Genomic DNA, 24,566 nt, shown 5'->3' on the forward strand with positions numbered 1-24,566 from the left:
GGCAAGCAGCCGCGGTTTAATTGTCAGTCAAAATGTTTCCCAGTTTTCATCTTGTCCGGTCGTTGCAGCACGCGTGCGGGTGACCGCCGTGTCGGCGGCTGGCGCGCGGTACGTAGCTTGCGCAGTGACCGTATTTCCAGCGAGTGAAGCGAGACGAAACGCCGAGACGGCCATCTTCAGACGGCTCGCCTGGTCTTCCAGCGCAGCGGCCGCCGCAGCGGACTCCTGCACCAGCGCGGCGTTTTGCTGTGTCACGCGGTCCATTTCCGATACCGCCAGGGCAACCTGGTCGATACCACGACTCTGCTCATCGGACGCAGAGGCGATTTCCCCCATGATGTCCGTCACGCGGGTAACGGCATTCACGATGTCATTCATGGTCTCCCCGGCACTCTCCACCAGCACGGAGCCGGTATCCACGCGGGAGACGGAGTCTTCAATCAGGGATTTAATCTCTTTTGCCGCGTTGGCGCTGCGGCTGGCAAGGTTGCGCACTTCCCCGGCCACCACCGCAAACCCGCGACCCTGTTCGCCCGCGCGCGCTGCTTCCACGGCGGCGTTGAGCGCGAGGATGTTGGTCTGGAAGGCAATGCCGTCGATGACGCTGATGATGTCGGCGATTTTCTTCGAGCTGTCGGCGATTTCGTGCATGGTTTTCACCACGCCATCCACCACGCGACCGCCGCGCTGCGCGGTTTCGGAGGCGCTTTCCGCCAGCTGAGACGCCTGGCGGGCGTTATCGGCGTTCTGCTTCACGGTTGCGGTGAGCTGCTCCATGCTGGCGGCCGTCTCTTCCAGCGCCGACGCCTGCTGCTCGGTACGAGATGAGAGATCGTTATTCCCCATCGCGATTTCGCTGGTGCCGGTATAGATCGCCTCGGATCCGTTACGCACGTTGGCGACGGTCTCGATCAATGAACGCTGCATGTGGTCGACGCTGTTGGCCAGCTCGGTGATCTCGTTACGTCCGGAAACGGTCAGCGTTTTGGTCAGATCGCCAGAGGCAATCTCGCGAATATGGGCAATCACGCGGCCGAGAGGGTTCAGCAGGATGTGGCGAATGCCGTACCACACAGCGAACAGCACAATGACCAGCGCCAGGGCCAATACCGCCATCTGCCATTTCGCAAAGCGGTAGTCATTCTGGCTTTCAGTAAAGGCCGAGTGATACAGATCGCCGCTGGCCTTCGCGTATTCCCCCAGCGCCGCGCCGAGTGCGTTTTGCATCCCCTGCGTCGGCTGTGCGAAGTAGGCATCCATGTTGCCGCTCTCAAGGAACTGGATCAGCTCCGTCAGCCCGGCATAGTAGGCGCTGTATTTTTCATCAATGTTCTGGCTCACCTGCGCCATAGCAGGCTGCGGTGCGATTTGCCTGAAGGCGGCGTAGTGTTTAGCCGCGTCGGCCAGCGTGGCCCGGGCATTTTTTAGCAGATCGGTTTTCGCGCTGCTCTGCTGATTGTTCGGATCCATCATCATGCGCGCGGACGAGCGGCTCAGGTTGATGCGCGTTTGCAGCATCAGATCCCACGTCGACGTGAGCTCACTCTGCTGCAGGCGGAGATCGTTCGAGGCGGCGAAGCTGTCCTGGTTCTGTTTTAACGACGAGAAAAAAAGCCCGCCGGAGATAAGCTGAAGTAGTGCGAAAATGACCAGCACCATCATTAGCATTGTGACAACGCGGATACGGTTCAACATACAACACCTTCTCATAGATTTATTAACGGTGTTATCGGCACAGGCCACAGGAACTTTACATTTGCGAAAGGGAAAAGCGCGGGGTTAAAACGCGACGTCAACAATCAGCGTATCGGTGTAGGTACCGGCGGGTGGCGTGGCCTGATTCGTCAGGACTTTGGCGGTGTAGTTATAGGTACGCAGCAGGCCGTCGGCGCTGACCAGCGAGGAGGTCGCGCTGGTCCAGCGTTCGCTGCCGCTGCTGCCCCAGCGGTTAGTGGTGGCTTCTTTATAGATGTCATAACTCAGGTAGTTACTGCCGCTCACCATCCGGCGCACGTTATTCAGCGCGTTGGCACCATTGTTAATCCCGATGGTATAGGTACTGCCTTTGGTACAGGTGACGGCAATCGCCTGCGAGACCGTGGGGAAATTTTGCACCAGCGGCGCACTGCTAAAGTTGACGTCCGGCGTGGTCATGGCGCTGCAGTCGTTGGTGACGGTCAGGTTAAGCAGAATACTGGTCGTCGCGGTTCCCGTTTGATTGATGGTGCAAATACCGAGCGCCCCCACGGAACAGACGCTGTAGTTAACGCTGAAGGTTAACTGCACCTGATACGGCCCGGCAGAGACGTTTTGTCCGGCGACGGTGCGGAAATAGAGCGGAATGTTGTACTGCTTTGACCCGAGCAATCCCAGCAAGGTATTTCCGCTCCAGGTATACGATTTACTTATCTGTACCTCACTGCTGCTCGCGCAACCCGAAAGTCCACACAGCCGGGTGGGGATCACGTCCGTGATGGCGGCATTATCGGTGCGTTTCAGGGTCGCACGACTGTTGGCCGATATCGTTGCTGCGGTGTAGTTCAGCGTCACCGAGTCGTTCGTCAGCAGGTTGAGTATCGCATCACACGCTACCACCAGCGTGCCGGTGGTCTCCACCTCCCCGGAGCCGCTCAGCGCAAACGACGTGACGCTGCCGAACGACGCATTGACCGTGCTGACGGTACAGGCCGCCCAGCTGCCGCCGGAGAGCAGCAGCAGGAGCAACATCACCCAGCGCTTCATGGCCCCTCCCGGCAGACCAGCGGGCCGTAGGTTTGCAGCCTGTGGTCCGGGTTCGCGCCGATGGTCAGCGTTGCCCTGCAGCGTTTGCCTGTCGGCGTCGTGACGTCGAGCAGATTGACGTCGCTGAGGTTTTCCAGCCAGGCAATCCCGTCATATCCCACCACCGCATTGCTGCGCGAGGCGCGTCGAACCTGGCTTCCCACCGGAATGGCCTCCCCCTGCGCGTCGTGCAGGATGACGCTCGCTACCCGCTCCTGTTCCATCGGGAAATCCACCAGATAACCGCTGTGGCGGCGGATCGCCACCCGCCGCTCGGTCTCTTTCAGCCGGGTGTCGGCAGGCAGGTTCAGGGTATTAATACTGTAGCTTGCCGGGTAATAGGCCGAGACGCCGCTCACCAGCAGATACCCGTTGCGGTTGGTTTTACCAACCGGCTGGTTTTCATAGCTGACGGGGACATCCGGCTGGCCATCGGTGCTGATGACCACAAACGCATCGTTGATTTTGTTTGCCGCAAACAGTTCGCCGTCCATCAGCACCAGGGAGCCCATCGCTTCGCTCCACCAGGTCATCATGCCCTTCTCGCCGTACCCGCCCCCCTGCAGCTCGATATTGTTATTGCGCCAGCCCACCGTTCCCTGCTGGTAGTTATTCGATCGCGACTGGTTCGCCCACGCCATATTCCAGCTGAAGCCGCCGTCGGAGGGCATCGAGTGGTTGTAGTTGATGCGCTGCGTGCTGCCTGCATCCGGGGTATTTTCCACGGTGAGCGCCGCGCTGTCGCGTTCGCCCAGCGGCACCTGGAATGACATCGCGACCGTCCAGTCGCCCCGCTGCTGGTCCCGGCTGGCGGCGAGGTAAATGCTGCTGGAGCCCCACAGATTTCGGCTCCAGGAGAGGTTAAGCAGCTCGGTTTTCTGGCTGTCAAAGCTCTCCACGCCGATCCAGGCCGCCCCGATGTTGCCGTATTCCCCCAGGTTGAAGGTCAGGGAATATTGATCGGTATTGCGGCTAAAGCTGGCGATGGGGCGGTCATTTTCGTCGTACACCGTCGGCTGGTCATACAGGACCAGGTTACCAAAGCCGCGATCGCGGCGGGTATGCTGGGTGGCGAGGCTGAACTCGCTGGTGCTGTACTGGTAGCCCCAGTTGATTTGCCCGCCGTCATCTCCGCGCATCCGGCTCTGGCTGTACGAGGTATTCACCACGCCAAAACGCCCCAGCTTGACCACCGTCCCCGCACCGGCGAGTGTCAGTTCCTCCGCGCCTTCGGCGTGCCCCTCCAGCGTCAGCCAGTCCGTCAGGCCGTAGCGATACGATCCGCTCCCCGCCGCCGGGCCGTAGTCAAAATTCTTAATGCCGTAGTTGCGCCGCAGGCTCCCCAGGGTAACGGCCCCATCGCTCAGCCCTTCTTTCAGCAGATCGCTGGTGACGTAAAACGGCAGCGTGGTACTCACCTGGCGCCCCAGCGCATCGGTGGTGACCAGCACCGCATCCCCGGCGCCGTTAATGTAGGGCAGGTTCGTCAGGGTGAACGGCCCGGGCTGCAGCTGCGTGGACCCGGAGCGGTAGCCGTTGATGAAGAGGTCGACCGAGGTCGGCACCGCCGCTTCACCTGAAAATTCCGGCAGCGGCCAGGTCACCAGGTCCGGACGCAGGGAGAAATCACGCCCATAGCTGATCCCGCCCATGCGGACGCTGCTGCTCCAGCTCAGGGCATCGCTGATGACATCCCCGGCGGTCCAGGTGGTGGCGTCCTCCTCGTTGGTCACCAGCAGGGTGGTGTCATAGCGGACATAGCCCTCCTGCTGACCGTCGTTGCCGGTGAAATTTTCGCGGGCGTAGCCGGTGGAGGAGAATGAACCGTTTTCATTGAAGTAGCGGAATTCATGCCAGAGCGAGGCCTGCCCGCCGACGTGCTCGGTATGGTTGGTATAAAAATCGTAATTGAGCAGCGCGCCTCTGCCATAGTGAGGCTTACTCTGCGTCGGCTGGCCGCCAAACGGGGTGACGCGGGAGGTTATCCACTCACGGGGCACGGTCAGCAGCAGACGCTGGGCGGGACTGTCGTACTCCACCCGCACCGCCGGAAGCGTGCTGAGATTGACGTCGCCGTTGGGCACATGTTCAGGCGGAAGCCCGGCGCGCAGCAAATCGGCGCTGGAGATATAGTAAGCGCCGTCGCGTTGCGTCACGGGAACCACCAGCCCGGTGTCGTAGTGGTTCAGTACCAGGGCGAGCTGGAAAACCGCCTCCCCGTTTATCGCCTGCGCTTGCGGCGGCGGCGGTAAGCTGTCATCACCCGGTTCGGCCCAGGTACTGGTACTCACGCAAAGCAGGATCATCATTGCGGGCTTCAGTTGACGGGCGTCGACTGCCATTGTGCATCCCTGGCATTAATCTGCGCGCTGATCTGGCTGGGCTGGCGGATCCCGGCCGGAATCGGCCAGCTGCGGGTGCTGCCCGGCAGCACATAGCCCAGCAGGCCATCCGCAATCATGCGCTTTTGTCCCCCCTGCTCCAGCGCCACCTGGCTGAGCCTGACGTGAACATCGCCCTGATTGCGGACTTCAATGGCAGGCTGGCCCGCCACCTGCGTGACGCGCCAGCTCAGGTTACGGGTATCCACGAGGGCATGATGCGCCCCCTCTTTTATTGTCGGTATCCCCTGTCCGTAAACGAACAAGGGTATGGAATAGCGCATCTGCAGTTTAAGGCCGATGGCGGGGTCGGCCTTCGCGTCCGGCTGGGGAATTTCATCCACGATAATGCGATAGGCTTGTTCAACGCCCATCGGAACGGTACCCTGTTTGATCAGGCGGATCAGCTGTTTACTGCCTTTGCCGATGGTGACGATGGGCGGGCTGGCGACCACGTCCTGCTGGGCGGTATAGCGCTCAAAGCCCCCCTCCTGCTTCCAGCGCACAATGCGCACCTGCATCGTTGTGGCACTGTTTCCCTGATTCTGGATCCACAGTTCAGTCGCTTTGCTGTCGGCCGACAGCCACGGATCGATGGGCCATAACAGAATGGTCGCCGCCGCCTGCGCCTGTCCTCCCGCCATGGCGGTCACGCCCAACATACTCACCAGGTACCAATGCCTGAATAGTGGCTTCATCGAATGTTCTCCCTTTTTCACCATGACAAGGTCACGGTGAGCTGATCGGAATAGGTGCCTGCCGGGCTAAATCCCGTCAGCAGCGCTACGCCAAAAAGTGGTAGTGCAATATTGTTGCTGTTGGTGTAGGTCACCGGGATGGCCTGGTTGACCCCAATCTCACTGTTCGCCGCCAGTGAACTGCTGCTGTAAAGCCGGTAGCCCACCACGTCGGTGCCGCCTGAACGCGTCATGCGGCGCACCGAGGCGTAGTTTTGCCCGCCGTTGATACTCATGCTCAGCGCCACGCCCGGCGTGCAGGCGATGGACAGCGCCCCGTTGGGCACAAAGCTGGTGCTGACCGGGGCACTCTCCACGCCGGTATGGGTTCCAAAATCCAGCGTCCCGAAGATCCCGCCGGTCCCCGTCGTGACAGAACATCCCGGCACGACGGTCGCGCTCACCTTAAACGACTGCGACGTCACAGCGCCGGCCCCGGAAACCAGGGTCAGCCCCAGCGCCAGCGCAAAAAAAGGCTGCACGATCCCCTCTGCGCAAGCGCGCAGACTTAAAAAGGAGGCCTTCATGGCTGGAGCTAGTAGGTGACGCTGACGTTGATCGTGTCGGTATAAGTGCCCGGCACCACCGTGACGCTGTTACCGCCGCCGGTGATGCGCCCGTAAAGGGTGTAGCTGTTGACCCCGCCCGCCGTCGACGCGACCGGCAGCGCCGCGTTGTTGGCGATGACGTTGTTAAATCCGCTGTCGCTGTACAGACTGTAAGCCACGCCCTGCGCCGCATTGGCGGTATTGATCAGATAGCGCGCAGGCGTGCCCGGCGTGCCGACCACGGTACCGGGTGCGGTGGAGTTAGTGTTGCCGGTGATCGCCACCGTATAGCTGGCGGTGGTGCACTGAATGGTGAACGTATTCCCGCCGCTGGCGCCGGTGAGCTGGGTGGTCAGCGTGGAAAACGTGGCGGGATGGGTACCAAAATCGAGTGTCCCGAAGTTAATACCGTTTTGCGTGGGCGATCCGTTAATCAGACACCCGTTTGTGAGGGTCAGCGTCGCACCGATGGTGCCGCTGCTGGTCACGGCCAGCGCAGGATGTACCGTTGTCGCCGCCAGTAACGCGCCAGCGCAGATTAAAAGGCGTTTTCTTTTCATTTTCCACCCTCCGGAAGTCAAACGCGTTCCCTTGCCACATTTTATTTATGCTGTTCAAGATGTTAGCCCCGCTTAAGGTTCCTCTGAGAGGGGTTAATGAGAATTTAGTTTACGGATATCGCTTCCACCACCCGCCCCAAAACGCATAATCCTTGTGTCCTATTGACTTAATATTCTTATAAATAACAATGAATTAAAATTATTTTGGCCGCATTTTTATTTTTTCAGAAGAGAATATATCCCTTATAGTGTGATCACCATCACAATATATCGTTATGCCACCAACAACAAAATCAATAAAACTTAAAAACTTGTTGTAACCCCCTACGCTTTGCGTCAATTTATGTGCCGAATATTTTCCCGCGCAGTAATAAAAAATTTATATGTATCGGCGCGGGCGACATCTGATAGCGCATAGAGGGTCTTTTTTCGTGGCAAGTGCAAACAAACTTACACTCTTCATCGTGATATTCATGCTGGCGGGTATTCTTTCAGGGGCGGCAATTCACGAGTACGCATCTGCGGATGCCATCAAAGCCTGGTCGGATAATATTACCCTTCTGACCGATATTTTCCTCCGTCTGATCAAAATGGTTATTGCGCCGCTGGTCTTCAGCACGCTGACCGTGGGCATTATGAAGCTGGGAGAAACCTCCACCATAGGCCGGGTGGGCGGCAAAGCGATGGTATGGTTCATCAGTTCATCCGTGCTTTCTATTCTGGTCGGACTGTTTATCGTCACGCTGGAGCGTCCGGGAAGCGGCCTGAACCTGACTATTCCAACCGAGGCGGTGGATACCGGTCTGGCCGTGGGCGGGATGACGCTGAAAGCGTTCCTGTCTCACACCATTCCCACCAGCATCGCGGGGGCGATGTCGAACAATGAGATCCTGCAGATAGTGGTGTTCTCGATGTTCTTCGGCATCGGCGGCGCGTCGCTGGGGCAGAAATTCAACGCGCCGCTGGTGGCCGCACTGGATGTGGTTTCCCATATCATGCTGAAGGTAACGGGTTACGTGATGTACGTTGCGCCACTGGCCATCTTCGCGGCGATCTCCTCCGTCATTGCCACGCAGGGTCTGGGCATCCTGTTGAACTACGCCTCCTTTATTGGCGGCTACTACGTTGCCATTCTTCTCACCTGCATGGTGCTGCTGGCCGTGGGTTACATGGTGCTGAAAAAAGAGGTGTTTCGCCTGGTCAGCATGCTGAAAGATCCGGTGCTGGTCGCATTCACCACCAGCAGTTCTGAAGCGGCCTACCCTAAAACGCTGGAGCAGCTGGAGCGCTTTGGCTGCTCGCGCAATATCGCCTCTTTCGTTCTGCCGATTGGCTACTCCTTCAACCTCGTGGGGTCAATGGTGTACTGCTCGTTTGCCTCGATGTTTATTGCGCAGGCGTACAACATTCACCTGAGCTTCTCTGAGGTGACGGTGCTGATGTTAACCCTGATGCTGGCGTCAAAAGGCATTGCGGGCGTGCCGCGTTCTTCGCTGGTGGTGCTGGCCGCAACGATCCCGAGCTTTAACATTCCGGTGGCGGGGATCCTGCTGCTGATGGGGATCGACCACTTCCTGGATATGGGGCGTTCCGCGATTAACGTGCTGGGGAACGGGATTGCGACGGCGATGCTTTCGCAGAATGAAGGTGCGCGGGAAGCTGAAGCTGAACTGGTAAAGCAGGAAGCGTAATGGCATGAAAAAGGGTGAGGCCTGATGCCCTCACCCCAGCCCTCACCCACAGGGAGAGGGAGCAAACACTAAAAACGGCAACCTGGGTTGCCGTTTTGCATTTACCTACGCTACATGATTCGCCGCGATATCCAGCAGCGCCATCTCTTCGCTGTTCAGCAGCTTTTCGATGTTCACCAGAATCAGCATACGCTCGCCGAGCGCCCCCAGGCCGGTCAGGTATTCGGTCGACAGCGTGACCGCAAACTCCGGCGCAGGACGAATCTGGTCAGAGGTCAGGGAAAGCACGTCAGATACGCCATCCACCACGATACCCACCACGCGCTGTCCCAGGTTCAGGACGATCACGACGGTATTGTCGTTGTAGTCAACGTCGCCCTGGCTGAACTTCACGCGCAGATCCACGATTGGCACAATCACGCCGCGCAGATTGGTGACACCTTTAATAAACGCTGGCGTGTTAGCGATGCGGGTAACCTGGTCGTAACCACGAATTTCCTGCACTTTCAGGATATCGATGCCGTACTCCTCATCGCCCAAAGTGAATACCAGGAACTCCTGCCCTGATGGCTCGCCCGCCAGTTTCGTTACATTACTCATACCGGTCATGTTATTACCTTCTACTTAATCAGGCGGCTGTGTACGCCACACGTTGTTCACGATTTAATCCCTGAAGCGCCGACACGTCGACGATCAGCGCCACGCTACCATCCCCCAGAATGGTGGCAGCAGAAATACCCGGCACCTTGCGGTAGTTGCTTTCGAGATTCTTCACCACCACCTGGTGCTGACCAATCAGCTGATCGACCAGCAGCGCGTAGCGACGGCCCGCGCTTTGCAGGATCACCACGATACCCTGCGTGGCCTCGGTCTTCGCCCCGTCCACTTCGAACACTTTCCACAGCTCGACCAGCGGCAGGTACTCACCGCGCACTTCGAGAACGCGCTCGCCGCCCGCCAGCGGATGCAGATCTTCTTCACGCGGCTGGAGGGATTCCATCACCGCGTTCAGCGGCAGAATGAAGACTTCGTCCGCGACTTTGACCGACATGCCGTCGAGGATCGCCAGCGTCAGCGGGAGCAGGATGCGGATGGTGGTGCCGGAGCCCTGTTTAGACTGGATCTCAACGTGGCCGCCCATCTCCTGAATGTTACGTTTCACCACGTCCATGCCGACGCCGCGTCCGGAAACGTCCGTCACCTGCTCGGCGGTCGAGAAGCCCGGCGCGAAGATCAGCATGCCCACTTCTTCGTCGGTCATGTTTTCATTCACCGCCATCCCCTGTGAAATGGCTTTCGCCAGGATGCGCTCGCGGTTAAGGCCCGCGCCGTCGTCGGTCACTTCGATGCAGATGTTCCCGCCCTGATGTTCCGCAGAGAGGATCAGATTCCCGACCGGAGATTTCCCGGCGGCAATGCGGTTTTCCGGCAGTTCAATACCGTGGTCGAGGCTGTTACGCACCAGGTGCGTTAACGGGTCGATGATGCGCTCGATCAGGCTCTTATCCAGCTCCGTTGAGCTGCCCATCAGGGTCAGTTCAATCTGCTTATTCAGCTTGCTGGCAAGGTCGCGCACCAGGCGCGGGAAGCGGCTGAAGACATATTCCATCGGCATCATGCGGATGGACATCACCGATTCCTGCAGGTCGCGGGCATTACGCTGAAGCTGGCCCATGCTGGTGATCAGATCGCCGTGCGTGACCGGGTCGAGTTCGTTAGAACGCTGCGCCAGCATGGACTGGGTGATCACCAGTTCGCCAACCAGGTTAATCAGCTGGTCAACCTTCTCAACGGCAACGCGAATGCTGGTGGACTCACTGGAGCGCGCGGCCGGTTTTTCACCACGGCCAGGCGCCGCGGCCTCTTTTGGCACCGCCTTCAGCACCGGGGCCGCTGGGGCCACAGCCGGTGCGGCGGCTTGGGCAACGACGGCAACCTCTTCTTCTGCAGCCGGAGCTGCTACCGCGGCGGCTTCCGTTTCGAAGGCGATCTGGTCGGCTTCAATGACAAAGCACAGCACCGCCACGATATCGTCCTGACTGATACCGTCATCGAGGGTCGCCGCGAGGCTGTCTTTGCCTTTCACTACGTTACTTAATTTCGCCAGGTTACCCAGCTCTTCTTCCAGCAGGTTAACTTCGCTCTCTTTCAGGCGTGACAGCACAACGCGCAGCTTGCCCGCTTGCGCGGCGGCTGGCGCGGCCTCTTCAGCAGCAACCGCATCGACAACGCTCAGCTTTGCCGCAGGGACAACGGCTGCAGCGACCTCACCTTTTGCTTCCAGGGCGAGCTGGCGCAGCGCATTGCAGATGTATTCAAAGCTGGCGGCATCAGGCTCTGCCGAACTTTTATAGGCGTCGAGCTGTTCCTGCATAATATCTTTGGTTTCCAAAAACAGGTTGATAATGTCGGTATTGAGCTGCATCTCACCGCGTCGTGCTTCATCAAGCAGGTTTTCCATTAAATGGGTCGTTTCCTGCAGGATGGTAAATCCAAACGTTCCGGCTCCGCCTTTAATAGAATGCGCCGCGCGGAAGATGGCATTGAGCTGCTCAGAGTCGGGTGCTTCGGGCACCAGATCGAGCAAATGTTGCTCCATATCCGCCAACAGTTCGTCGGCTTCATCAAAGAATGTCTGGTAAAAATCGCTAATATCCATGCTCACGCTATCACCTCGGATTGGCTGGTGGCGATGTTGGAACGGCAGCCGCAGGGACGGCCCCAGGCTGTTTTAAATCGTCCAGTGACTCATTCTGACTTTCGGCGTTTTCGTGCAGGATGGCCTGCTCCGCCTGCTGGTTCAGCACTAAAAGACTGATACGACGGTTGATGGCGTCATCCGGCCCGCGGTCGGAGACCCGCATGGTTGCTGCCATGCCGACTACGCGCAGTACCTTGCCATCATCAAGCCCACCTGCCACCAGCTCGCGACGCGAGGCGTTGGCACGATCGGCAGAAAGCTCCCAGTTGCTGTATCCCTTCTCCCCACTGGCGTACGGGAAGTCATCCGTGTGGCCCGACAGGCTGATTCGGTTAGGAATGCCGTTCAGCACCGGCGCAATGGCGCGTAAAATATCGCGCATGTACGGCTCAACTTCCGCACTCCCGGTTTTAAACATCGGGCGGTTCTGGCTGTCGATAATCTGAATACGCAGCCCTTCCTGGACCAGATCGATTTTCAGGTGCGGCCGCAGCGCGCGTAGTTTAGGATCTGCTTCAATCAGCTGGTCGAGATCGCCACGCAGTTTTTTCAGACGCGCCTGCTCCATCTTGCGTTTCAGCTCGTCGATGTTCGGCTCTTTTTTCACCTCACCCTTCTGCTGGGTGTAATCATCGCCGCCGCCAGGGATCGGGCTTTCGCTGTTAGAGATACGCGGCCCACCGGTCACCGCCGTCGCCAGCGGGGTACGGAAATATTCGGCAATCTGGATAAGCTCCTTCGGGCTGGAGATGGAGATCAGCCACATCACCAGAAAGAACGCCATCATTGCGGTCATAAAGTCGGCGTACGCGATTTTCCAGGAGCCGTGGGAACCGTGCCCGCCGCCCTTGTGCTTGCGTTTTTTAACGATGACGATCGGATGGGACTGGTTTTTCATGCGTCCTCAGTTGTCGTCTGTTGGTTTGGGTTTTTCACCGCGCGCACGTGTTCTTCAAGCTCGATAAACGACGGACGCTCGCTGGAGTAAAGCGTTTTACGGCCAAATTCAACCGCGATCGGTGGCGCGTAACCGTTGAGGTTAGAGAGCAGCGTGATCTTCACGCACTGCATCATTTTGGTGGTTTCCGCGCTTTTCTGGCGCAGCACGCTTGCCAGCGGAGAGATAAAACCATAAGCCAGCAAAATACCGAGGAAGGTGCCCACCATCGCATGGGCAATCAGCGCGCCCAGTTCAGCCGCCGGACGGTCCGCCGAGGCCAGGGCGTGTACCACCCCCATGACCGCCGCCACGATACCAAACGCCGGAAGGGAGTCGCCCACCAGCGCCAGGCTGTTGGCCGGCACTTCAGATTCGCTTTCGTGGGTTTCGATCTCTTCGTCCATCAGCGCTTCAATTTCGAAGGTATTCATATTGCCGCTGATGATGAGACGCAGGTAATCGACGATGAAATCCAGCATCATGGCGTCCGCCAGAATGCGCGGATAGCTGGCAAAAATTTCGCTCTCTTTCGGGTTTTCGATATCCCGTTCAAGCGAGAACATCCCCTGCTGACGCGACTTCGCCATCAGGCGATAGAGCAGCGCCAGCAGATCCATATACATGCTTTTGGTGTATTTTGAGCGACGGAACAGCAATGGAATTGCTTTCAACGTGCCCTTGATCGATTTACCGTTGTTGCCAACGATAAAAGCCCCTACCCCTGCGCCGCCGATGATAATAAGTTCAGCCGGTTGATAGAGTGCTCCAAGGTGCCCGCCGGTCATCATGTAACCGCCGAAAACTGTACCGAGAACTACCAGGTAACCTAATAAGATAAGCACGACATCATCCTTCCGCTAGTGACTATGGCAAGGACGTCCAGCTCGCAGCGTTTACCGTTTGCGGGGTAAAAAAAAGCAGCGGTAATGACTTACCGCTGCTGGAATCTTGCCCACACGTTCGGGTTAAACAGCTTGTTCGATCTGTTCATCCAGCAGTTGTGGAATAATATCGGCAGCATCCCGGGAAAGTTTACGTCTTTTTACTGCGCGGGACGGCGGCTGACATAAACTACAGGCGAAGCTGCCTGCAGGCTGATGAGCATGGGTAATAAAATTGCCGTCGCAGCAATTGCAGCGCGACAGTTCAAGCATTCCGCTCTCAACAAAACGCACCAGCGTCCATGCGCGGGTCAGCGCCAGCAGAGGGCCTTCTTCCTGCTGTGGGCATTGTTCAAGGTAAAGTTTGTACGCTTTGATCACGGCGTCTACGCCGCTACACAAACCGGTTTTGAGAAGATACTGCCAGGCATTACAGAACATGGAAGCGTGGATGTTCTGCTCCCAGGTCATAAACCAGTCCGTAGAAAACGGCAGCATGCCTTTCGGCGGGGGACTACCGCGTAACTCTTTATACAGTTTGATGAGGCGACCACGGCTCAGCTGAGTCTCGCTTTCCAGCATTTGTAAACGAGCACCCAGCGTAATCAGCTCCATGGCCAGCTGTATGTCACGCGCTTCCTGAACAATGCTTTTTTCGCTCATTGCTAGGCCCTTTTCTTACGGGCTGCGTCATCAGGCTGACTGATGTCGCTAAGCAAGCGAGTGGAGAGCAGGATACCGGTATGGATCTGTTGCAGATCGTCCACGCGGGATTCCTGCGTCAGACGCGTTATCGTCTGCGGATTATCAAAACGGAACTGGCACACCAGTTGATTCGTTTCCGCCAGTTTTACCATCTGCGGGAGGGTTAATCCACCCAGCATGGTTGCCATTTCTTCGTTAATACCCAGACGAAACATCGCGGACGCTTTGTCCTGACTAATTAAACGCTGCGCGAGCAGTAAATATGACAAATTGATGTCATAGATATGTTTTAGCAACTCGGATGTATGCATTGTTCCCATCCCGAATAACCAACTATTATTTTTATGCGGAAAGACCGCACCCCGTGATGTCGCCGGGAAATCACCCGGTATAAAAAAGAAAAGGCTAAATGCATAGTTGAATCTAGGTTTGTATTCATCCAAACGCGCAAGGGATGCAACGCGGTTACATCTCTTACAGGTTTTATCATTTCTTACAAATAACTAAGATTTTTCCTAATTCGACGCAAACTCTACTCGCCAGATTTGACACATACAATGCAGCCACCCTCAAATTTAAAAAAAATGTGATCCACGTCACACAATTTAAGTGAATGTTACCCATAAATCCATCAGTATGACTTCTAATTTGCTTATTTTTTAAGCAATCGGCACTGTTTTGTATTCTTAATCGACGAATACTCATGCATAAGCTTGAGAATAAGTGGCACGCAATGTGCTTTTACCCGTGCGTGCAGAATCAGCAATCGTTTACATCGCGTATGCGTCAGGGACACATTTTGATTACTTCGATAAAACATAGAGTTATGCATTTCTGGCAAAAAAATTGTTTCATTGCGTGATCATTCGAAATGCGTTTATAACTTGTTAGAACGATTTAATAGTGAAAGCGAGGATTTGTGTGACTTACGTTAAGTTGTTAATTTTTTTCATTTAGGCGCATTTATCAGTTATTCTTCTTATAAGAATAATTAATGAATAATTATGATAAGCTTCACACTAATGTCGTATTCAAGTCTTGCGAAACCAGGAAATTCGCGGTAATGGTGATGAAACGCTGTCTGTTAGACATCTAAGGAGTGCGCCATGAGTTACTCCCATCTTCTTGTTTCTGTTGCCGTTTCCCCCGAAAGCCACCAGCTTGTCGCCCGGGCCGTTTCCATCGCCCGGCCGCATAATGCGCGCATCAGCCTCATTACCCTCGCGGCCGAGCCCGAGATGTACAATCAACTGGCGGCCCCGATGCTGGAAGATATTCGTGAGGTTTTGCAGGAGGAAACGCAGCAGTTTCTGCGAGAGCTTGTCGAAAAAGCAGAGTACCCCATTGATGAAACCGTTATTGCGACGGGGGAACTGAATGCCCATATTCTTAATATGTGCCGCAAGCAGAATATTGATTTAGTGATTTGCGGGAACCATAACCACAGCTTTATATCAAGGGCTACCTGCGCGGCAAAATCTATTATCGCCTCAAGCCAGGTTGACGTGCTGTTAGTCCCGCTTGGGGGGGCTTAACCCCCCCAGAGGAATATCAGGCGAGTTTAGGGAAGGTCGCGATCTTTTTTTGCAGATCGCCTTCGTGACTTTGCGGGGCTATTTCGCGTAGATCCTGAATAAAACGCGCCTGCCAGTGATTTATATCGTTATTCCGGATCGTCTCCATCATTTCGGCATGGCGGGAAATTCGCTCCGTCAGCGGCATGGTCAGCGCGCGGTTGAGGGCATTTGCCACATCATCCCGATCGTAAGGGTTAACGAGCAGCGCTGAGGTCAGTTCGTTCGCTGCCCCTGCAAACTGGGAAAGCACCAGCACGCCCGGATCCGCCGGGTCCTGAGCCGCCACGTACTCTTTTGCCACCAGGTTCATCCCGTCACGCAGCGGCGTAACCAGGCCAACGTCGGCGTAGCGGAAGACCTTCATCAGGATCTTACGGTCAAAATGCTGATTCAGATAAAAGAGCGGCGTCCAGCCCAGTTGGCCGTAGCGCCCGTTGATGCGCCCTGCTTCGGTCTCCAGCTGATGACGAATATCCTGATAGGCCTGCACTTCCCCGCGCGACGTTGGCGCGATCTGGGTATAGCGGATTTTACCGTGGTGCTGAGGATATTTATCCAGCAGCGTTTCATACGCCAGGAAGCGTTCCGGCAACCCTTTGGAATAATCCAGACGCTCTACCGAGAAGATATTCTTCACGTGCTTGAGTTCATTCTTAAGCTGGGCCAGCTTCGGCGGCAGCGGGCCCGAGGCCTGTTCCGCAATTTCGTCGGGTTCAATACCAATCGGATAGACCTCGGTGTGGAAGGTTTTTCCCCACGCCGTATGGGTTTTGCCGCCGTTGGTTACCAGGCGCGTTTTGCCTGACACGGAGTCCAGGAACGCGAGACGGTCATTTTCGGTCTGGAAGCCCAGCAGGTCATAATCACACAGCGCCTCCAGGAGTTCTTCATGCGGCGGCAGCGCGGTGAAAATTTCCGGCGTCGGGAACGGAATGTGCAGGAAGAAGCCAATTCGGTTATTGACTCCCCTTTTACGCAGCTCTCTGGCGAAGGGGAGCAGATGATAATCGTGGATCCATAAAATATCGTCTTCCTCTATTAAAGGCAGCAGTTTATCCGCCAGCAGCGCGTTCACCCGCGAGTAGCCCTCGAAGGATTCACGCTGGAATTTCACCAGGTCAAGACGATAGTGAAACGCAGGCCACAGGACCGCGTTGGAGAACTGCGAGTAATACTCGTCATAGTCTTTCTCTTTGAGCGCAAATGATGCCCACGTAATGTTCCCGCGCGTCACCTTTTTAAGCGGTTTCTCTTGTTCATTGATTTCACCGCTCCAGCCAAACCACAGCCCGCCAGCAGCTTTTAAGGCACCTAATACCCCTACCGCCAGGCCACCTGCACTGGCTTTTTTATCATCAGGCGGTGCAATTCGGTTAGAGACGACGACTAAGCGACCCATAATGGTTTCCCCCTTTGTTTTGCGCTATTTGTTGTTGTTGCTGGTTAGCGATATCAGAAATCCACTGCCAGACGGCCTCGACATTCGCCAGACGCCATTCAGCGACAGTGTCACCAGGCCCTACCTTGACGGCGATCCCTCCGGCCTGTTTCACCACGCGAAAACCGGCCTCATCGGTCAGGTCATCGCCAAAAAATACCGGTGTACGTCCCTTAAATGGCGGTTCCGCCATAAACGCCGCAATAGCGGCCCCCTTATTGATGCCCTCAGGTTTTATCTCAACGACGCACTTCCCCGGCTGCAGCGCGAGCTGCGGATGTGCATCGGCCACGCTGCGGGCAATCGCAAAAATCGCCGCTTCGTGATGCGGAGCCTGCCGATAATGCAAGGCGAACGCCATGCCTTTCGCTTCCAGTTCCGTGCCCGGGAGCGACGCCAGCGCCGAGGAGAGTTCAGTATGTAACGCCTGAATTAAGGTATCGGGGAGTGATACAACATGCAGTTGATCATGGATATCGCGGCGCTCCGCTCCGTGTACACCGGCCAGCGGAAAGTGGTAAGGACTGGCGAGCACATCCAGCTCGGCCATTGAGCGCCCTGAAATCAATGCCAATGCGCCCTCGTTCAGTCGAGAGAGCTGCTGCAAATTCTCTAGCACCGTATCCGGTACGACCACGTCGTCAGGATGCGGCTGGATCCCGGCGAGCGTCCCGTCGAGGTCAAAAAAGAAAGCATATTTTCCGGGCAGTACAGGCGGTGCGGTTAACAAGTCAGCCACCCTAATCCTCCTTACGGTTTACGAGAGGTAAACGCCTTTACCTCTTTCATAGCCATGTAAGTATAGACAGTGTGATGGGCCTCGCCATTTGACAACCGCCCCGCCAGCAAAACTGGCGAGGCGGTTCAGGGGTCAACTATGGTTATTAGTTGAGCAATAAAAAGTCAGCGCTGGGGTTACACGGTACGCTTCGCTTTTTGCTTGTAACGGTCGAAAATCACGGCTGCCAGCAGGATCAGGCCGCGCACGACGTACTGAGAGAACGGCGAAATATTCAACAGGTTCATGGCATTTTCCACCGTGCCCAAAATCAGGATACCGGCCACCACATATGAGATTTTTCCGATGCCTCCCTTGAGGGAAACGCCCCCTAAAACGCACGCCGAGATGACGATCAGCTCATAACCGATAGAAGTCATTGGCTGGCCGCTGGTCATACGCGACGCCAGAATAATCCCCGCCGCGGCGGAGACCAGCCCGGAGAGCACGAAGATAATAATCTTGGTGCGTACAACCGGCACCCCTGCCAGACGAGCCGCTTCTTCATTGCCGCCGATCGCCAGCGTATTACGGCCAAAGGTGGTGCGGTTCAGCAGGAAGCCGAACAGGATCAGGCAGGCCACGGTGAGCCAGATAGGCGCAGGCAGGCCCAGCCAGTTGGCGTAGCCCAGCGTAAAGAAGCGCTCGTCTTCAATCCCTACCGCTTTACCGTCGGAGATGATATAGGCCAGACCGCGGACTATCTGCATCGTTGCAAGCGTGGTAATCAGGGCATTAATCTTCAGGCGTGCGATAACAAAACCGTTCACCAGACCGCTGATCATGCCGAGCAACAGACCGGCAAAAACGCCAATCCACAGGCTTTCCGTCATGTTGATCACCACCGCCGTGGTGACGCCCGCGCAGGCGATAACCGAGGCCACCGACAGGTCGAAATCACCGGAGGCCAGACAGAAGAGCATGCCGCAGGCCACCATGCCGGACATGGAAATCGCCAGTCCCAGCCCTTTCATATTAATGAAGGTGGCAAAATTAGGGACGAAGATTGCACAGGCGATGAAGAGTGCGGCAAAGACCACCAGCATGCCGTACTGATCCCAGATGCGTCCAAAACTAAAAGCCGACTTCGGCGCTCCGGATGTAGTAACAGAGGACATCATTAACTCCTTACTCAGGCGACAGCCTGGCTGACTTTAGGCATGGCGAGGTTCAACGCCTGTTGTTCATTCGCCTGTTCATGAAGTAATTCACCGGCGATTTCGCCTTCGCGCATCACTACAATGCGGTCAGCAACGCCAAGCACCTCAGGCAGATCGCTGGAGGCGAACAGCACCGCCACGCCGCGTTTTGCCAGTTCATATATCACGTTGTAAATCTCGTGTTTTGCGCCCACGTCGATACCGCGCGTCGGCTCGTCCAGCAGAATGACCTTCATGTCCTCCGACAGCCAGCGGCCTAAAATGGCCTTCTGCTGGTTTCCTCCTGACAGATTCATAATCAGCTGTTCCGGTCCCGGCGTTTTGATATTCAGCGAGCGAATATGATGGTCGGCGTTGCTCGACTCCCAGCCGTCGTTAATCAGGCAACCCGCGCGGATAAATTTACGCCGGGCGGAAATGTTGATGTTGTCGCGCACCGAATGCACCGGAATGATCCCCTCCGCCTTGCGGTCTTCCGGGCAGAGCATCATCCCGGCCCTGATTGCGTGGGCGGGTTTCTGGATATCCACCTGCTCGCCGTCAATGGAGACCTGCCCTGCGGTAATACGTGTACCGCCGAACAGCCCTTTCATCAGCTCGCTGCGCCCCGCCCCAACAAGGCCAAACAGACCGACGATCTCACCGCTGCGTACGGATAACGAAACCGGCGTTCGCACGCCCGGCGCTTTGACGTTGTCCAGACGCAGACGCTCGGGGCCGTACTCGCGCGGTTTCCAGTGATAGATATCGCCCAGATCGCGCCCGACCATCGCCTGAACAAGCTGATCATGGTTAACCTGCTGCATATCGGTAAAGGTGCGCACATAGCGCCCATCCTTAAATACGGTGATGGCATCGCTCAGGGCAAATATCTCCTCCATGCGGTGCGAGACGTACAAAATGGTGCGGCCTTCCTGCCGCAACTCGCGGATCACGCGGAACAGGTTTTCGATTTCACGCGCGGAAAGCGAACTGGTGGGTTCATCAAAGGCAATAACCCTGGCGTTACGCGCCAGCGCCTTGGCAATTTCAACCATCTGCCACTGGCCGATGGAGAGGTATTTCAGCGGGGTCTGGGGATCGACGTCCAGACCAAGATGCTTAAGCTGCAGCCCCGCTTCATAATTAAGTAGCGAACGATTCACCACGCCGCTTTTGTGCGGAAGCTGGCCTAAATAGATATTTTCGGCCACGGTCATCTCAGGGATGAGGTGCAGTTCCTGATAGATAATGGCGACACCGGCGTTGAGCGCCGCCGTGGTATCGGCAAAGGCCACCTCTTCACCGCGAATGGCCAGCGTGCCGGTTGTTGGCGCGTAGTTGCCGCTGAGGATTTTTAGCAGCGTGGATTTCCCCGCTCCGTTTTCCCCCATCAGGGCATGAACCTGGCCGGCATAGCAGTCGAAGCTGATATCGGTCAGCGCGTTAACACCGGGAAACGTTTTCCCGATGCCGCGAAAAGAGAGATACGGATTAGACTGTTGCATAACGACTCCGTGATTCCTGTAGTGTGTACGTCTGGCCCCTTACGGCGAGTAAGGGGCACAATCACAGCGTATTACTTACCGCCCAGTCCCTTTTTCGCCAGTTCCTCTTTGAAGTTGTCGCGGGTAATCAGCACCACGTCAGTCACTTCGGTAAATTTCGGCGGTTCAGCCCCTTTGGTTACCCAGTTGTAGAGCATTTCGCTGGATTTGTAGCCGTGAACGTCCGGGCTTGGCAGCAGAGAGCCGTAGAAGCCGGTGGCCTGAGCTTTGGACAGCTCGCTCACCGCATCCACGCCGTTGATGCCGATCCCGATAACGTCAGGCGCCTTGAAGCCCTGACCTTCCGTCGCGCGCACGCCGCCCAGCACGGTGTTGTCGTTCATGCCGACCACCAGCCAGTGCTTCACTTCCGGGTGCTGGACCAGCATAGAGTTCGCCGCGTCAAAGGCGCCCGGGATGTCGTTAGATTTGGTTGGCACTTTATAGATCTGTTTTTCAGGGAAGCCGGCCGCTTTCAGCGCGTCCATTGATCCGGTCGTACGACGACGCGCCGTGTCCAGCTCGTCTGCGGTGATGGCCATGACGGCGGTCTCTTTCACATCCCAGCCGCGTTTCTGCATCTCTTTATAAAGCTCCTGCCCCTGACGTTCACCAATTTTGGTCGCCGCCATCATGACCAGCGGAACGCTGTCCATCGGTTTGCCTTTGGCGTTAACGAACTGATCGTCAACCGCAATAACCTTCATGTCGTAACCGCGGGCTTTCGCCGCAATTGCCGATCCGAGTTTTGGATCCGGAGTGCAGATAACAAAGCCTTTCGCGCCGCTGGCCGCCAGGCTGTCGATGGCGTTCAGGGTTTTTTCACCGTCCGGCACGGCGATTTTAATCACTTCAAAACCTAAATCTTTTCCGGCTTTATCAGCGAATTTCCATTCGGTCTGGAACCAGGGTTCTTCCGGCTGTTTTACCAAAAAACCGAGTTTTAAATTCTCAGCGATAGCGGATTGTGACATAACGGCAGCCAGACCGATGGCCGCCAGCGCTTTAGTAAATTTGTGCATGGTAAACTCCAGCTTTAGCATTCTTTTCTGTAGGGAAGATTTGCGTGCTTCTTATTTAATCGGACTTAAAACAAGGCATTAGCGCTTACCTCGTCATAAGCGTTATTGCTGGTGATAGTTTTAGCGGGAAATTAATCATCCATAAGAGAGCCCCATCACACCGCAGAATTACAGTAATTGCGTACATAAATTCAGCGAAAAATGACATAAAAAAGGCAGAAATTGTCTGACAAATGAAAGCGGGGTAAGCAGAATTATCCATAAGATTAGCTAAGAAATCCCTGATGCCTTACGGCGGATGTCGCTGCGGCTCTCCCCTGACGAGGATTCATGCTTTTCATCAAAAAAACGAACGCGTCATGAAAAGGCGTTATTCCGTTAAAATTGACTTAGCGCAAATTCAGCAACGCATCATATATTTGAAATGAATAATCTGTATTTATTTTTCTTACAGAGCATTATTCCGGCTAAATGTTCACGAAAGTAAATCAGTATCCCTATAAAGACACTTAGCCTTTAATATCAACAACTTAATAAAATTTCATTTGGTGGCTATATATTTGTATTTTTGTACTATATTAAACTTTGTAATGTATGGTAAACACAGCATAATTAAGAGTTTTCTTAATCATAAGACAAAGGTATGCTTATTTATATCGAACACAGGAAGTGAATTTTCGATCGATTTTAGTCACTGCAAAAATTGCAATTCTGTTTTTCTTCGTATTTGCCTGGCTGTCAGGTTAAGCAGCGGACATCACGTCCCACAGTCTATAAGGATATGAGTATGGCTACCCAAACGATGATGCAAAAACTTAACGCGCAGATGAACCTTGAGTTCTACGCCTCGAACCTGCACCTTCACCTAAGTGCATGGTGTTCTGAAAAAAGTCTCACGGGCTCTGCCACGTTCTTTCGTTCACAGGCACAAAGCAACGTCACCCATATGATGCGCGTCTTTAACTTCCTGAAGGCCGCGGGGGCTAACCCGGTTGTTAAAGCCCTTGATGGGATCAACGAAAATTACTCTTCTCTGGAAGAACTGTTCCAGAAAACGCTGGAAGAGCATGAGCAGCGCTGTACGACGCTCAACAAGCTGGCCGATGAAGCCAGAGCACAGCATGACATCATCACTCTTAAATTTTTACGCGATATGGATAAAGAACAGCAGCAGGACGGTATGCTGCTGAAAACGCTGGCGGATGAGATCCACAATGCGCGCCAGGCCGGTTTACGCCCGGAGCAAGCCGACCGCCACCTGCTCGATCTTGTGACGGTGCAGCACCACTAAGCGTTTAACCTGCCTTGGCCCTGGTTCAGGGAGGCAGGTTCCTTCTTATCTCCCCAACCCTCTGCTTTTGCTGAAATTTAACAAATCAGATCTCGCTCTCAATGATTAACCTTACAAAATGTAATGATTTATTTAATTACATAATCATTGACGAGGGAAAAGCATGATCACCATTGAGTTTGTTGTCATTCTCCTCTGCCTGCTGACGGGAACACGTTTCGGCGGCATGGGGCTTGGGTTAATCAGCGGTATTGGCCTTTTTATTTTGTGTTTTGTCTTTGGGCTCCAGCCCGGCAAGCCTCCGGTTGACGTCATGTTAACCATTCTCGCGGTGATAGGCTGTGCCGCTACCCTGCAGACCGCGGGTGGCCTCAACGTCATGATGCAGTTTGCTGAACGCCTGCTGCGCAAACACCCGCAGCACATTACGCTTCTCGCCCCTTTTACCACCTGGATGCTGACCTTTCTGTGCGGCACCGGGCACGTGGTCTACACCATGTTCCCCATCATTGCGGATATCGCCCTGAAAAAAGGGATCCGCCCGGAACGCCCAATGGCGGTGGCATCGGTGGCATCCCAGATGGCGATCACCGCGTCTCCGGTTTCCGTCGCCGTTGTGTCGCTGGTCTCCATCCTGGCCGCACAGCATGGGATTGGGCACGCCTGGGGGATCCTGGAAATCCTCGCCGTATCGGTTCCCGCTTCGCTTTTCGGCGTCGCGATCGCGGCCCTGTGGAGTTTACGTCGGGGGAAAGATTTAGCTGATGACGGGGAGTTTCAGGAGAAACTGAAAGATCCCAAACAGCGCGAGTTTATCTATGGCGGCACGGAGACGTTAATGAACCAGCGTTTTCCGAAGCAGGCCTACTGGTCGACATGGATTTTCTTTGCCGGTATTGCGGTGGTAGTCCTGCTCGGGGCTTTCCCCGAACTGCGCCCGGCCTTCGAGCTGAAAGGTAAAATGACGGCCCTGTCGATGAACCTCGTCATTCAGATGATGATGCTCATTGCCGGTGCCGTGATGCTGATGGCCTGCAAGGTCAATGCCTCAGCCATCTCAAACGGTGCGGTATTCAAGGCCGGTATGGTGGCGATCTTCTCGGTGTTCGGGGTGGCGTGGATGAGCGATACCTTTTTCCAGGCGCATCTCGATGAGTTAAAGCTGGCGCTGGAAGGGGTGGTGAAAAGCCATCCGTGGACGTATGCCATCGTGCTTTTCCTGGTGTCGAAGCTGGTAAACAGCCAGGCGGCGGCCCTGACGGCCGTGGCGCCGATGGGATTGATGTTGGGCATCGATCCAAAAATGCTGATCGCCTTCTTCCCGGCGTCCTACGGCTATTTTGTTCTGCCGACCTACCCGAGTGATTTAGCCTGCATCGGCTTTGACCGCTCGGGAACAACCCGCATCGGCAAATTCATCATTAACCACAGCTTTATTCTGCCGGGGCTAATTGGCGTGAGCTGCGCCTGCGCGGCGAGCTACCTGCTGGTCCAGACCTTCTTTTAACGTTTTCAACGGGCGACACACGCGGTCGCCCGTTCGCGTTTTAATGAGACTCGCCCTGCGGCGTAAAGCGCAGTTCAATCAGCGCGATGGCTTTCTGGATCGCGCGAAGCGTCACCGGGTCGGCAGCCGCGGGATGGCTGGCAAAATCGATGTTTTTCAGCTGCGTGGACATCTTCTCGCGCACTTCAACCGGTGCAATAACGTCCAGAACATCAAGAATTTGCTTGATAACCAGCTGACAGGCGACAACGTCAGAGACCAGTTCCTGATCGGCGCTCAGGTTTTGTGACATGGGGGTTTCTCCTTATTCAAAGGCCGCCATAGTATCAAAACGTGGCCCGT

General features: G+C 55.6%; 22 protein-coding genes. 4 read left to right on the plus strand and 18 right to left on the minus strand.

The window, feature by feature from the left end; all coding sequences use genetic code 11:
* Positions 1-27: 27 nt before the first annotated feature.
* The 6 genes from tar to DG357_RS14205 form a co-directional block, all read right to left on the minus strand.
* On the minus strand, positions 28-1,695 hold the full coding sequence (gene tar / locus DG357_RS14180) for a methyl-accepting chemotaxis protein II (RefSeq protein ID WP_047367823.1): 1,668 nt from the start codon (positions 1,693-1,695) through the stop codon (positions 28-30).
* A gap of 84 nt (positions 1,696-1,779) precedes the next feature.
* Positions 1,780-2,742: a Csu type fimbrial protein gene (locus DG357_RS14185; RefSeq protein ID WP_045260325.1), complete on the minus strand. Its 963-nt coding sequence runs from the start codon at positions 2,740-2,742 to the stop codon at positions 1,780-1,782.
* Positions 2,739-5,123 carry a fimbria/pilus outer membrane usher protein gene (locus tag DG357_RS14190; RefSeq protein WP_088205067.1) on the minus strand — a complete coding sequence of 795 codons (2,385 nt, stop codon included), beginning with the start codon at positions 5,121-5,123 and terminating at the stop codon, positions 2,739-2,741. Before DG357_RS14190 ends, DG357_RS14185 begins: the two co-directional genes overlap by 4 nt.
* Complete coding sequence (locus tag DG357_RS14195) at positions 5,099-5,860, minus strand: fimbrial biogenesis chaperone (protein ID WP_088205096.1); 762 nt, start codon at positions 5,858-5,860, stop codon at positions 5,099-5,101. Before DG357_RS14195 ends, DG357_RS14190 begins: the two co-directional genes overlap by 25 nt.
* A gap of 17 nt (positions 5,861-5,877) precedes the next feature.
* Positions 5,878-6,426 (minus strand): Csu type fimbrial protein, encoded by a 549-nt coding sequence (locus DG357_RS14200; protein ID WP_028013649.1) that lies wholly within the window; start codon positions 6,424-6,426, stop codon positions 5,878-5,880.
* 8 nt (positions 6,427-6,434) lie between these two features.
* On the minus strand, positions 6,435-7,007 hold the full coding sequence (locus DG357_RS14205; RefSeq protein ID WP_028013650.1) for a Csu type fimbrial protein: 573 nt from the start codon (positions 7,005-7,007) through the stop codon (positions 6,435-6,437).
* 431 nt (positions 7,008-7,438) lie between these two features.
* Here DG357_RS14205 and DG357_RS14210 point away from each other — a divergent pair, with 431 nt between their 5' ends.
* Entirely contained in the window at positions 7,439-8,698 is a 1,260-nt protein-coding gene (locus tag DG357_RS14210; protein WP_028013651.1) for a dicarboxylate/amino acid:cation symporter, read from the plus strand.
* Positions 8,699-8,803: 105 nt separating this feature from the next.
* Here DG357_RS14210 and cheW read toward each other — a convergent pair whose 3' ends face one another.
* The 6 genes from cheW to flhD all read right to left on the minus strand — a co-directional run bounded on the left by cheW (position 8,804) and on the right by flhD (position 14,236).
* Positions 8,804-9,307, minus strand: a complete 504-nt coding sequence (cheW, locus tag DG357_RS14215) for a chemotaxis protein CheW (RefSeq protein ID WP_014884351.1) — start codon at positions 9,305-9,307, stop codon at positions 8,804-8,806.
* A 19-nt stretch (positions 9,308-9,326) separates the two neighbouring features.
* Positions 9,327-11,363: a chemotaxis protein CheA gene (gene cheA / locus DG357_RS14220; RefSeq protein WP_028013652.1), complete on the minus strand. Its 2,037-nt coding sequence runs from the start codon at positions 11,361-11,363 to the stop codon at positions 9,327-9,329.
* 4 nt (positions 11,364-11,367) lie between these two features.
* On the minus strand, positions 11,368-12,297 hold the full coding sequence (gene motB, locus DG357_RS14225; protein WP_028013653.1) for a flagellar motor protein MotB: 930 nt from the start codon (positions 12,295-12,297) through the stop codon (positions 11,368-11,370).
* The gene (gene motA / locus DG357_RS14230) at positions 12,294-13,181 is read right to left on the minus strand and encodes a flagellar motor stator protein MotA (protein WP_008500417.1); all 888 of its coding nucleotides are present in this window, start codon (positions 13,179-13,181) and stop codon (positions 12,294-12,296) included. Before motA ends, motB begins: the two co-directional genes overlap by 4 nt.
* 123 nt (positions 13,182-13,304) lie before the next feature.
* The gene (gene flhC / locus DG357_RS14235; protein WP_013096051.1) at positions 13,305-13,883 is read right to left on the minus strand and encodes a flagellar transcriptional regulator FlhC; all 579 of its coding nucleotides are present in this window, start codon (positions 13,881-13,883) and stop codon (positions 13,305-13,307) included.
* A gap of 2 nt (positions 13,884-13,885) precedes the next feature.
* Positions 13,886-14,236: a flagellar transcriptional regulator FlhD gene (gene flhD, locus DG357_RS14240; RefSeq protein WP_028013654.1), complete on the minus strand. Its 351-nt coding sequence runs from the start codon at positions 14,234-14,236 to the stop codon at positions 13,886-13,888.
* Between the two features lie 795 nt (positions 14,237-15,031).
* On the opposite strand from flhD, the gene uspC reads away from it, so the two are divergent.
* Complete coding sequence (uspC, locus tag DG357_RS14245) at positions 15,032-15,460, plus strand: universal stress protein UspC (RefSeq protein WP_063437716.1); 429 nt, start codon at positions 15,032-15,034, stop codon at positions 15,458-15,460.
* Between the two features lie 16 nt (positions 15,461-15,476).
* Here the strand turns inward: uspC and otsA are convergent, their stop codons facing one another.
* The 5 genes from otsA to araF form a co-directional block, all read right to left on the minus strand.
* Positions 15,477-16,901, minus strand: a complete 1,425-nt coding sequence (otsA, locus tag DG357_RS14250; RefSeq protein ID WP_028013656.1) for an alpha,alpha-trehalose-phosphate synthase — start codon at positions 16,899-16,901, stop codon at positions 15,477-15,479.
* Positions 16,876-17,679 (minus strand): trehalose-phosphatase, encoded by an 804-nt coding sequence (gene otsB, locus DG357_RS14255; protein ID WP_028013657.1) that lies wholly within the window; start codon positions 17,677-17,679, stop codon positions 16,876-16,878. Before otsB ends, otsA begins: the two co-directional genes overlap by 26 nt.
* A gap of 176 nt (positions 17,680-17,855) precedes the next feature.
* Entirely contained in the window at positions 17,856-18,836 is a 981-nt protein-coding gene (araH, locus tag DG357_RS14260; protein ID WP_088205069.1) for an arabinose ABC transporter permease AraH, read from the minus strand.
* 14 nt (positions 18,837-18,850) lie between these two features.
* Positions 18,851-20,365, minus strand: a complete 1,515-nt coding sequence (araG, locus tag DG357_RS14265) for an L-arabinose ABC transporter ATP-binding protein AraG (protein WP_028013659.1) — start codon at positions 20,363-20,365, stop codon at positions 18,851-18,853.
* A 71-nt stretch (positions 20,366-20,436) separates the two neighbouring features.
* Entirely contained in the window at positions 20,437-21,426 is a 990-nt protein-coding gene (gene araF / locus DG357_RS14270; RefSeq protein WP_008500409.1) for an arabinose ABC transporter substrate-binding protein AraF, read from the minus strand.
* A 787-nt stretch (positions 21,427-22,213) separates the two neighbouring features.
* Here araF and DG357_RS14280 point away from each other — a divergent pair.
* Both DG357_RS14280 and DG357_RS14285 read left to right on the plus strand, forming a co-directional pair.
* The gene (locus DG357_RS14280) at positions 22,214-22,717 is read left to right on the plus strand and encodes a non-heme ferritin-like protein (protein ID WP_028013660.1); all 504 of its coding nucleotides are present in this window, start codon (positions 22,214-22,216) and stop codon (positions 22,715-22,717) included.
* Positions 22,718-22,880: 163 nt separating this feature from the next.
* Entirely contained in the window at positions 22,881-24,224 is a 1,344-nt protein-coding gene (locus tag DG357_RS14285) for an anaerobic C4-dicarboxylate transporter (protein WP_028013661.1), read from the plus strand.
* Positions 24,225-24,264: 40 nt separating this feature from the next.
* Here the strand turns inward: DG357_RS14285 and DG357_RS14290 are convergent, their stop codons facing one another.
* On the minus strand, positions 24,265-24,516 hold the full coding sequence (locus DG357_RS14290; RefSeq protein ID WP_008500405.1) for a DUF2766 family protein: 252 nt from the start codon (positions 24,514-24,516) through the stop codon (positions 24,265-24,267).
* Between the last annotated feature and the right edge of the window lie 50 nt (positions 24,517-24,566).

Source organism: Enterobacter bugandensis, from assembly GCF_900324475.1.
Classification (GTDB): domain Bacteria; phylum Pseudomonadota; class Gammaproteobacteria; order Enterobacterales; family Enterobacteriaceae; genus Enterobacter; species Enterobacter bugandensis.